This window comes from Pseudogemmobacter sonorensis, from assembly GCF_042762395.1.
Classification (GTDB): domain Bacteria; phylum Pseudomonadota; class Alphaproteobacteria; order Rhodobacterales; family Rhodobacteraceae; genus Pseudogemmobacter; species Pseudogemmobacter sonorensis.
On record NZ_JBEFZE010000027.1, the window covers coordinates 42,197 to 52,394 of the forward strand.

Below are 10,198 nucleotides of genomic sequence, written 5' to 3' on the forward strand. Positions count from 1 at the left end.
CGCGACAACGGCATCACCTGCTCAATGAGCCGGGCCGGTTACGTCCGGGACGATTCAGCGATGGAGAGCTTCTTCTCCTCGTTGAAAACCGAACCGACGGCACGGAAGGTCTACCGAACCCGAGACGAAGCCCGAGCCGACATGTTCGACGACATCGAGTGCTGCGACAACCCGTGCAGACGCCACTCGAAAGGAGTTCGAGGCCCGGGCTATGCCAGCTTAACCTGCTGCCCATGAAACCGGCAGCAACTCAACAAGCCCGGCCCCGCCTCTGGTCGGCTGCCGCGATGCGGCGGCCCGGGAACGCGCCAACTTTCTTGATGCGCTCCCCCCGCACGGTCAAACATCGGGCGCGAAGGCGATTCCCCGCGCCCGATACGACGGCCCCGATCCCCGGGCCGAGGTCAATTGCTCATCGTGGATGGCAGCCAGGTAATCAGTTGCGGGAACAAGACCAGCACCGCGACGAGCAGCAGATGCGCGATCACATGCGGATAAGAGCCACGGAAGACATTGCCCACCGGCATCCTGGTGTATTTCGCGATGACGAAGACATTCATCCCAAGCGGCGGCGTCACCATCCCGACCTCGGCCATCACGATGGTGATCACCGCGAACCAGATCGGGTCGTATCCAAGTTGATGCATCAGCGGCGCCACGATTGGCACGGTAAGGATCAGCATCGCGATCAGATCCATGAAGCAGCCCAGGATCAGATAGATCAGCAACACGATGACCAGGATCACCCAGGGCGGCATGCCCGACCCGACCACGAAATTGACCAGAGACTGGGTGGCCTGCGTCATCGTCACATAGTAGCCGAACATATGCGCGCCGATGATGATGAAGGCGATCATGCAACTCGCCTCGACGGCGACGATGATAGCGCGCTTGAAGGCGGCAAGCGGCGTCCGCCTCCACAGCGCCAGTCCGAAGGCCGCAAGCGCGCCAAGGGCGGATGCCTCGGTGGGGGTCGCGATCCCGATGTAGATGACCCCTGTCACCATCATGAACAGAAGGATGAAGGTCCAGGCGACCCGCAGGGAACGGATCTTCTGCATCCACGAATAGCTCGCCGCCGCGGGGGCCGCGGCTGGATCGCGCCAGACGAGGAATGCGATGGTGAGCATGATGGTAAGTGTGACCAGCAGGCCCGGGATGATCCCGGCGATGAGAAGCTTGCCGACGCTCAGATTGGCAAGGATCGCATAAAGCACCATCGCGACGCTGGGCGGTATCAGCATGGCGAGCGTGCCCGAGATGGCGACCACGCCCGCCGCCAGCTTCGGATCGTAACCCTGCTTGATCATGCCGGGGATGCTTGTCGCCGACAGGGTGGCCGCCGCGGCGGTGCTGGAGCCCGAGATCGCCCCGAAGGCCGCGCCCGTAAGCGCCGTGGCATGCGCAAGCCCGCCCGGCGTGCGCCCGACCCAGGTCTTCGCGACATTGAACATGTCGTCGGCGATCCCGCTCGCGATGATGACATTCGCCATGAGGATGAACATGGGGATGGCGACGAACTCGTAGCTCGACAACGCGTGAAGCGGCGTCGCGGCAAGGATGCCGACCACCGTCTGGTAGCCGCCGATGAGATAGAGCCCGAGCGCCCCGGACATTCCGAGCGCGAGCGCGACGGGAAGCCCGAAGACAAGAAGGGCGAAAAGCAGCCCGATGCCGACCACCATGACCATCACGCGGTTTCCTTTGCGGGCTCGATACGCTCTGGCGATATCGGAATCGCGATCGCGTCATCGTCGCCGAATGCGGCGAGAAGATTGAGAAGTGCGACATGCGCCATGCGCAGGGCAAGGACCCCCATGCTGACCGGCACGATGGCCTCCCTCAGCCAGACGGGCCAGGAATAGACACCGATCGTCACCTCGGCGGCCTGCCAACTGTGCCAGGCCTTCATTGCGCCGCCCGTCGCCATGACCACGACGATAGGCGTCGAGGCCAGCAGCAGGGCTCCGACCACGAAGTTGCGCCGACGGGACGGCATCAGGTGGATGAAGAAATCCAGATTGACATGTCCGCCCTGGCGAAGCGTGAAGGAAAGCGCGAGCAGCAATGCGCTCGGCAGCATATATCCCGTCACAAGGTCGTAGGTCGCCGCGATGGGGGTCCGAAACAGATAGCGACCAAGCGCGTCGCTCGCGACGAGCAGCATGATCGCGATGATCAGGATGCCCGCGAGGATCATCATCAGCACCTCGACGCGACAGAGCAGCCGGTCGAACGACAGCAACAGACGGGTCAAGGGTCGTGAGCCTGCCGGCTCGGGTCGGAGGTCTGGCATGTTGCAGGTCCTTGGGAAATTGGCCCGAGGGGCCCCCGCCGCCCATTCAAGGCGACGGGGACTGCCGGGAGGTCAGTGGGCCGTGCCCAGTTGCTGGCGGAACTCTTCAAGCACCTTGGTGCCGGGTCGGCCCCTCCCGTCCAGGCTGGCCGCCCATTCCTGGCTGATGGAGGCGAGGGTTTCGTCCATGCGCGACTTTTCCTCGTCGCTGAAGGTGACCAGCGTCAGGGCCTCCTCGCCCAGTTTCTGGATCGTAAGCTCCTCGTTCTCGTTGACGTAGGAGCAGAAGGACTCGTCGGCGACCGTCCCGGCCTGCACCAGCGCGTTGCGCACATCCTCCGGCAGCGAATTCAGCTTCTGGTCGGACATGGAGATGATCACGGAAGGCGTGCCGAAATTGTAGCCCAGCATGCCGTATTTGGTGATCGAATGCAGATCCGCCTCTTCGATGCCGACGAAGGAGGAGAACACGCCGTCAAGCGTGCCGCGCGACAGCGACTGATATACCTCGGGCCAGGGCATCGGCACCGCGACCCCGCCCAGCTTGCTGGTGACGAGCGCGGCGACCCCGCCCGAGGTCCTGAGCTTCATGCCCTGGAAATCCTCGCCTTTTTCGATCGCCTTGGAGGCCGTGACCACCTTGTAGGCCGGATAGATGAAGAAGGTCAGCGGCCTGACGCGATTGGGCTTGAAGTCGCTTTCGTAGATCGTGCCGCCGGGTTCGGCCAGGGCGCGCAACGCCTTCGCGCCGGAACAGGAATCAGGAACGAGGCCGGGCATCTCCAGGACCCCGATCAGCGGCAGCTTCTCGGTAACATAGGCGGGGGCGATCTCGGCGACGTCGATGACGCCCGCCTGAAGGAGTTCCATAAGGCTCGCGGCCTTGCCCATCTGCTCTGCCGGATAATATTCGAACTCGACCCGGTCGCCGGTGAGCCGCTTCACCTCGTCCATCCAGACGTTGCTGCCGTTGGGAACCTGGAAGTGGGTCGCAGGCAGGAAGCCCGCCACCCTCAGCTTGATCTTGTCCTGTGCGGCGGCCTGCGTCGCAAGACAGGCCATCGCAGCACCAAGCAATGCCAGATGCAGGGCTTCCTTCTTCATATCGTCCTCCTCACCTATATGTCGAACCGCATCTCTCCTCGGAAACCGCGGCTATCGCCGTTACCAGCAATGTCCATGCCACGGCGGTCAGGCCGGGGTGGCGGCCTCTCGTGCCTTGCGGGACAACAGTCGCCCCCCGATATGTGCGCGGCATATACAATGTCGGCGTGGGCCAGGGCGTCGAAGGCGGGCCACCGGAGTGATGCACGATCTGCAAAACCATCGGGGACAGGCCGATATTGCACCGCTTTCCCGGCGCGGATTGGTCCTGAGCCAAGGCCCGCCCGCCCCTGCGGTCCACGGCATGCAAATTGCTGCATCCCGGACATCTGCGCGGGCCTTGCGGAACCGAATCCCTGTTGCCCTTCAGGCAAGGCCGCACGCCCCGGACCGCGATACCGATGGAGGACGACTTGATCAGATCCAAAGCCGCCGTGCTTCGCGGCACTGGCGCGAGGCAGCCGTATGAATCCTCGAACCCGATCTCTATCGAGGAGATATTCATCGCCCCTCCGGCTGCGGGCGAAATCCTGGTGAAGGTGCGTGGTGCGGGACTTTGCCATTCCGACCTGAACGCCATCAACGGAACCAGCGCGCCGGTTCTGCCGCTGGTTTTCGGCCATGAGGGGGCGGGCGAAGTCCTGGAAGTGGGCAGCGCGGTCCGCGATGTCGCCATCGGCGATCATGTCGTCTTTCAGTTCGCCGCGTCCTGCGGCCGCTGCGTCTATTGCCTGGAGGGAAGGCCGCAGATCTGCACCACCGCCGCAGCCGCAGCCGCCAAGGGCGAACTGATGGGCGGGGGGAGCCGCTTCCGGGATGCGGCGGGCAATACACTGGCCCATTACTCCGGCGTTTCGTGCTTTTCCGAATATACCGTTGTCGACCGCGGCTCCGTCGTCGTCGTCGACCGGACGTTCCCCTTGGACCGGGCGGCGCTTCTGGGTTGCGCCGTGATGACCGGAGTGGGCGCGATCCTGAACACGGCGCGGGTTCGCGCCGGAGAAAGCGTCGCGGTCATCGGCCTTGGCGGCGTTGGCGCCAGCGCCCTTCTGGGCGCGCGCCTGTGCGGCGCCGCGACCATCATCGGCATGGACATAGACGAAACCAAGTTCGAACGGGCGAAGGCCCTGGGTGTGACCCATGTCTTCAATCCCAAAGACGAGACCTGCGTCGAGGCGGTGCGGGACGCGACCCAGGGCGGCGTTCACTTCGCCTTCGAGTTTGCCGGCGCCGTCCCGGCCATGCGGACCGCGCTCGCGGTCGTGCGCCGCGGCGGCAGCGTGATCATGGCAGGCCTTCCGAAAAAAGGCGCGGAACTCGGGTTCGACCCCGGCGGCTTCGTGCGAGAGGAAAAGGCCCTGCGTGGCAGCTTCATGGGCTCCTGCGTTCCCGTTCGCGACATTCCGCGCTTCATCCGGCTGGAGCAGGACGGCAAGCTTCCCATTGGCAACCTGATCGACCGCTTCATCGGCTTCGACGGATTGAATGAGGGGTTCGACCTGTTGGAACGCGGGAAGGTTCTCAGGCAGGTTCTCGTTCCGGGAATGGCCTGAAAGTTTGGTTCCCCCGACGGATGACGCGGTAATGCAGGCGCCCTGCATCCTCGTCGATGATCTGCCGGACGGCTGTCGCGTTGCTGTCGGTGAACCAGCCCAACGGCAGGCGGGACAGCTTGGCCAGCAGCCGCAGATCGCGGCCGAGCCCGGCATCGACTGCGTGCAGCCAGAGCAGAAGGCCTGAGGTCAAGGTTCCCGCCAGCCCGAACAGGAGCAGCGCCCAAAACGCCACCGCACCCATATCGCGCCAGTCAGTTCCCGCCATCAGACGGCGCGCAAGTTCGGCCAGCAGGATATAGGACGCGATCTGGATCAGCGCGGCCAGAGTCTGTACTCCCATCGACACGCAGTTTCCGTTTCAAAGCCCCTCGCTGCCCTGCGAGCGCCATCTCCCGCGCCGGAGGACGGGTTGCGCAACGGCGTCGGCGGCGAGGGCTTCAGCCGTTGCGACATCGGCCACCGCAGCGACGGGTTCCGGCGGTGCAACCGACGCCCCAGCGGCATGGGCGGGCGCTTCATCCCGCTCCTTCTTCAACCGCATCTCCTTGCCGCGAATCCAGCAGGCGGCGTGGGTGATGCCGGTCAGCGAAAAACCGTTGCGCGGGTTGAGCGCCGCCCACGCCGCCTTGGCCGCCGTATTCTCGTCCGCGGTCCAGGCATACCAGTCGGACCAGTCTCCCTCGGGCACGGCCTCGGCCAGCGCCGCGGCACCCGGCCCGGTCCAGATCGCATGCAACCGAGGATGCGCGAACATCGGGATCGCCGCGCCCTCCGGGTCGTTCGCCTGAAGGATCGCGCGCACCTCGGCATCGGGCGGCAGATCGGCAAGGATCGAATTGATCGCGGGAATGGCGGCGGCATCGCCCATCAGCAGATATCCGCGCGGCTCGGGTTCGGGCCGCTGGAACTTGCGATAGCCGAAGAAGGTCGCGCGTAGCAGCGCCTTCAGAAATCCCACAGCCATACCTGCCCTGCAGCTTCTCCAAGTCAGCAAGAGGGTAAGCGCGCGGTGACGGGCAAGCGCCTCGAAGAGATCAGCGCCACTCCCTGTGCGGTCAGGATGGAAGAGGCCATTGCAACGGCTCCGGCCAGGGTCAGCGACATCGACAGCATGTTGAACCCCGGGCAGGCCGGCCCGAGTGACGCCGAGAGCAACATAAACCGCTTTGTTTTGACAGTCCGGCTGTCGGCATCGCGGATTTTTACCCGCAGAGCATCAAAGATCACGATAAGATGCATCCGCTCCAAGCCCGGCCCTGCCATTCGGGACCTCGTCCAGCACCGCACCCGTGGCGCGGCGGATCAGATCGGGCGAGACCTTCAGACAGTAGAGGTCGGGCGAATGCCCTGGATGTCTCGGAGGTTCAAACCGGCGGCGTAAAGACCGATGATCCTCTCATCCATCCCGTCGATTCGGATCTGACCCTTCTTAACCAGTTATGGATCGAAGCTGCTGTCACCATCGCGCGACATTGCCACCGGCAGTTCCCCGTCCCCCCGGTCCCCGGGCATTCAGCACCTTCGTCGAGAAGCCGTTGCGTCGGTTGCGCTGCCCGGGAGGCGCGTCTTTGCCCTCATCATAGCCCAGATGTGCGGTCAGTTCGGCCCCGAGCCTGCGCTCCATCAGTCAGATTTTCAACTCCTTTATCAGCCCGGCATCGCCAGGTAGATCCTCAGGCCGTTCAACGCCCTTCAGCATTTCATCCAGAATTTCCCCGGAAATCGTCATGCATGCTTCCTTTCCGTGAAGCATGGGACGGATCACCTATACTCAAAAGAGCTGACACGCTTCCTTCAGCTTTCCTCATGCCTATTCCGCCGTCTCGAAGCGGAACGGTTCGGCCTCGACGAATTCCGCGGAAACCTCGCCGGAATGGATCGCGGTCATGTCCGGCCCGAGGTCCAGCATGCGGACCGGCGCGCCCTCGGCGAAGTCGAAGTTCGCCAGATCGACCCAGAGCACATTGGGCGAGATCGCGGATTCGACGTAGAATAGCCGGTCCTTCTGGTCGGCCACTACCCGCCAGCGCGTCGTGGACAGGTTCGGCGCGTCGGGAATGCCGACCCCATAGGGGACCGAAGCGTTGCGGACCACGCTGAACACCGCGGCGGCGGCGGTGCGCGGGTCGTCCGACTGCACCACCATGTCGATGTAGACGCCGGCGCGCACGAAGCGGTCGGCGGCGCGGGTGGTGCCGGGCAAGGCCTCGCGCGGGTTCACGCCCTTCCAGTAGGCTGCGATCGCCAGTTGTTCCTCATAGGGCGGGTCGTTGGTCATCACCCGGTATTCGCGCCCATGGTGGACGACCAGTTCGCCCCCGATCCATTCGAAGATCGCACTGTCTCCGTCGGCGTCGGACAGCGACAGATGCACCGTGGTCAGCTTGCCGGACGAGACGGGCACGTCCTCCGTCACGGTGTCGAAGGGGTTCGCGTTCACATAGGCCACCGCCTCCTCGACCGTGGCGAAGCTGTCGAGGAAGAACTGCGCCCAGGCCGACAGCGACATCCGCGGGGTCTGGCCGTCATCCTCGGGATATTGCGAATTCGCCAGCCACAGCAGGTTGGCGACCAGCCCCGCCTCGTTCATCCCGTCCACGGTCGAGATGTCATAACCCGAGACGATCAGGCTGCCGTATCTCGAGGTCCATTCCAGCGACCTCGGGCCCGCCGCCCCGTCACGCGCCATGCCGCGCGGGAAAGCCCATAGATTGCTGGTCATCGGCATCGACCAGTCCATCGAGCGGCCGGTCAGCACCCGCCCCTCGGGGCCGTGATAGACCACCCGGGTGCAGGCCTCGGCAACGGGCGCGGCCAGCATTACCGCTGCCGCTGCCGCCACGGCGAATGAACGGATCATGCCCCTGCCCCCTTCAGAAACGCCATGTCATGCCCAGCAGCGGGCCTGCCATCGTCGCGTCGATCCGGGTGCCGCCGTCGCTGTAATCGACGTTCAACTGGCGATACCCGGCCGAGACGTAAAGATTGTCGTTCACCTGATAGTTGGCCGTCGCGACGATCTGGCTGGTGCTTTCCGAGCCGACGCCGAAGCCGCCGACATCGGCGTAGAAGATCGCCGACCAGCGCGGCGCGAGCGCGAAATTCGCCCGCAGCGCCAGGATCGGATCGACGAAACTCTTGCCGGGCGAACTCTGGATCCCGACGCCCGGGGCCTCGACCGACCCCTTGATGCGCCAGAGCCTCGCCCCCCCCAGCAGATCCAGCGTCATGCTTTCGTTCGACACCGCGCGATAGCCCGCCGCCAGCGTCAGCGAGGTCTGCCGCAGCTTGCCGCTGGCCGGACCCACCGGGGTCAGCTCGCCCTTCGAGCTTGAGGAATAGCTGAAATCCCCCAGCACCACGAAACGATCCTTCCGCGCATAGCCCGACAGGAAGAACGCCCCGTCCAGATCCTCCAGCACATCCGAGAAGGACTTGTCGAAGGACACCGTCGGCCCCCCGGTGAAGGGCGTGATGTCCCCGCCAAGGCCCGAGGCCCAGACATAGGGGGTGATCTGGCCCTGCCAGCCGCTGTCCTGCGCGGCGGCGGGCAGGGCGGTCAGGGCCAGAGCGGCCAGGGCGGAAAGACATTTCACCGTTGATGCCCGCATCACAGGGTCTCCTTGAAGATCCGGCCGCCCTTCATGATCAGCCGCAGGTTGTCGGTATCGCCCAGCCAGGACAGATCGGTTTCGGGGTCGCCATCCACGACCAGAAGGTCGGCCAGCGCGCCTTCGGCGATCACGCCCAGCCGCCCGTCATAGGGCGCGCGCAGCCCCGACAGCGCCAGAAGCGCCCCCGCGGCCCCGGTCGCGCGATAAAGCGCGTCGAGCGGCGACATGAACCGGGCCAGCTTCGCCAGTTGCCGACCCTGGCTTTCCGCGCCCGCGTAGAGCACGTCCGTGCCGAAGGCCCAGTTGACGTTGTGGACCTGCGCCAGCTCGAAGGCGCGGACGGTGCCCTCGGCCACCATCTTCTGTCCGGCGAGGGCCTTCGGGTCGGTATACTGGTTCGCATCCTCGTCGGCGAGGAAGGGCTGGATCGACCACCAGGTGCCGTGGTCGGCCATCATCTTCACCGTATCCTCGTCGGCAAGCTGGCCGTGCTCGATCGACTTCACCCCGTTGGCGATGCAGCGCTGGATACCCCTGGAAGTGTAGACATGCGCACAGACATAGGTGCCCCAGTCGTCGGCCGCGTCGACCGCCGCGCGCATCTCGGCCTCGGTGAATTGCGTGGCGTCGATCGGATCGTATTGCGAGGCGACGCCGCCGCCCGCGGTGATCTTGATCTGGCTCGCCCCCTTCATCAGCTGCTCGCGGGTGCGGCGCAGCACCTCGGGCACGCCGTCGGCAAGCGCCGTCATGCCGTGGGCCGAGGCATAGTCGGCCGGGTCCGAGGGCATCATCGGAAGCGCGTTGGAAAAGCGGAAATCCCCGTGCCCCGAGGTTTGCGAGATCATCGCGCCCGAGGGGAAGATGCGCGGCCCCGTCACCACCCCCCGGTCGACCGCCGCCTTCAGCCCGAAGGCCGGGCCGCCGACGTCCCGGACCGTGGTGAAGCCGCGCATCAGCGTGGTGCCGGCCTCGCGGCCCGCGAGCAGATGCACGAGGCCGATGTCCTGCGTCAGGGCGACGACCTGGCTGACGCCTGCCAGCGTCGCGTGCCAGTGGGCGTCGATCAGCCCGGGAATGACGCAGCGCCCGCCGCAGTCGATCCGGTCGGCATCCTCGGGTCCCTGGCCGCTGGCCGGAAGTGCCGCGATGCGGCCGTCCTGAACGAGGATATCGACACCCTCGCGGATCGAGAGCGTCTCGCCGTCGAAAAGCCGCAGGTTGGTCAGCAGCAGCGGCCTGCCTGGCGTCTGGGCGCGCACCTCCCTGGGCGCAAGGCCGAAGCCCGCGAACATGCCCACCACCGCCGACATGCCGCCCAGCAACTGCCGACGCGAGATATCGGCCTCGATCCGGCGCATGGCCGCCTGGGTTTCAGGTGTGCCGCAATGGCAGAAGTCAAGCCTGCCTGTGTGCTGGTAGCTGTCGAAACATGCCTGACACATGCCGAATCTCCTGACCATGAATTCTGTCGGGTTGAGGCTAGCAGATTGACGGGCACTGAATAGCACCGAGTTTCTTAGACGCCTTCGCGTCTCATCATCTGCTGCCGTTCGAACTCGGCGGGTGACAGCATCCCATTTCTCGCATGCTTGCGCTTCGGGTTATAGCACATCTCGATATAATCG

10 protein-coding genes and 2 pseudogenes are annotated in these 10,198 nt (G+C 65.0%); 2 read left to right on the forward strand and 10 right to left on the reverse strand.

Annotation, left to right across the window (positions count from 1 at the left end):
• Window positions 1-3: 3 nt before the first annotated feature.
• A pseudogene (locus tag ABNX41_RS16460) lies at window positions 4-237 on the forward strand (IS3 family transposase); the annotation flags it as partial.
• 167 nt (window positions 238-404) lie between these two features.
• On the opposite strand, the gene ABNX41_RS16465 reads toward ABNX41_RS16460, so the two are convergent.
• The 3 genes from ABNX41_RS16465 to ABNX41_RS16475 all read right to left on the reverse strand — a co-directional run bounded on the left by ABNX41_RS16465 (window position 405) and on the right by ABNX41_RS16475 (window position 3,400).
• Window positions 405-1,691: a TRAP transporter large permease gene (locus ABNX41_RS16465; RefSeq protein ID WP_438670804.1), complete on the reverse strand. Its 1,287-nt coding sequence runs from the start codon at window positions 1,689-1,691 to the stop codon at window positions 405-407.
• The gene (locus tag ABNX41_RS16470; protein WP_438670805.1) at window positions 1,691-2,257 is read right to left on the reverse strand and encodes a TRAP transporter small permease subunit; all 567 of its coding nucleotides are present in this window, start codon (window positions 2,255-2,257) and stop codon (window positions 1,691-1,693) included. Before ABNX41_RS16470 ends, ABNX41_RS16465 begins: the two co-directional genes overlap by 1 nt.
• 111 nt (window positions 2,258-2,368) lie before the next feature.
• Complete coding sequence (locus ABNX41_RS16475) at window positions 2,369-3,400, reverse strand: TRAP transporter substrate-binding protein (protein WP_438670806.1); 1,032 nt, start codon at window positions 3,398-3,400, stop codon at window positions 2,369-2,371.
• A gap of 413 nt (window positions 3,401-3,813) precedes the next feature.
• Between ABNX41_RS16475 and ABNX41_RS16480 the strand changes: the two genes are divergently transcribed.
• Window positions 3,814-4,953 (forward strand): zinc-binding dehydrogenase, encoded by a 1,140-nt coding sequence (locus ABNX41_RS16480; RefSeq protein ID WP_438670807.1) that lies wholly within the window; start codon window positions 3,814-3,816, stop codon window positions 4,951-4,953.
• On the opposite strand, the gene ABNX41_RS16485 is transcribed toward ABNX41_RS16480, so the two are convergent.
• The 7 genes and pseudogenes from ABNX41_RS16485 to ABNX41_RS16515 all read right to left on the reverse strand — a co-directional run.
• The gene (locus ABNX41_RS16485) at window positions 4,922-5,302 is read right to left on the reverse strand and encodes a hypothetical protein (protein ID WP_438670808.1); all 381 of its coding nucleotides are present in this window, start codon (window positions 5,300-5,302) and stop codon (window positions 4,922-4,924) included. The genes ABNX41_RS16480 and ABNX41_RS16485 overlap by 32 nt on opposite strands.
• Window positions 5,303-5,314: 12 nt before the next feature.
• A complete protein-coding gene (locus ABNX41_RS16490) occupies window positions 5,315-5,920 on the reverse strand; it encodes an SIP domain-containing protein (RefSeq protein WP_438670815.1) in 606 nt (201 codons plus the stop codon).
• A gap of 165 nt (window positions 5,921-6,085) precedes the next feature.
• Window positions 6,086-6,685, reverse strand: a pseudogene (locus tag ABNX41_RS16495) (transposase); the annotation flags it as partial.
• An 81-nt stretch (window positions 6,686-6,766) separates the two neighbouring features.
• Window positions 6,767-7,816, reverse strand: coding sequence for a linear amide C-N hydrolase (locus ABNX41_RS16500; RefSeq protein ID WP_438670809.1), 1,050 nt, complete (start codon window positions 7,814-7,816; stop codon window positions 6,767-6,769).
• 13 nt (window positions 7,817-7,829) lie between these two features.
• Complete coding sequence (locus ABNX41_RS16505) at window positions 7,830-8,567, reverse strand: hypothetical protein (protein ID WP_438670810.1); 738 nt, start codon at window positions 8,565-8,567, stop codon at window positions 7,830-7,832.
• On the reverse strand, window positions 8,567-10,015 hold the full coding sequence (locus tag ABNX41_RS16510) for a metal-dependent hydrolase family protein (protein ID WP_438670811.1): 1,449 nt from the start codon (window positions 10,013-10,015) through the stop codon (window positions 8,567-8,569). Before ABNX41_RS16510 ends, ABNX41_RS16505 begins: the two co-directional genes overlap by 1 nt.
• Window positions 10,016-10,089: 74 nt before the next feature.
• A partial coding sequence (locus ABNX41_RS16515; protein WP_438670816.1) for an IS3 family transposase occupies window positions 10,090-10,198 on the reverse strand: 109 nt, incomplete at its 5' end.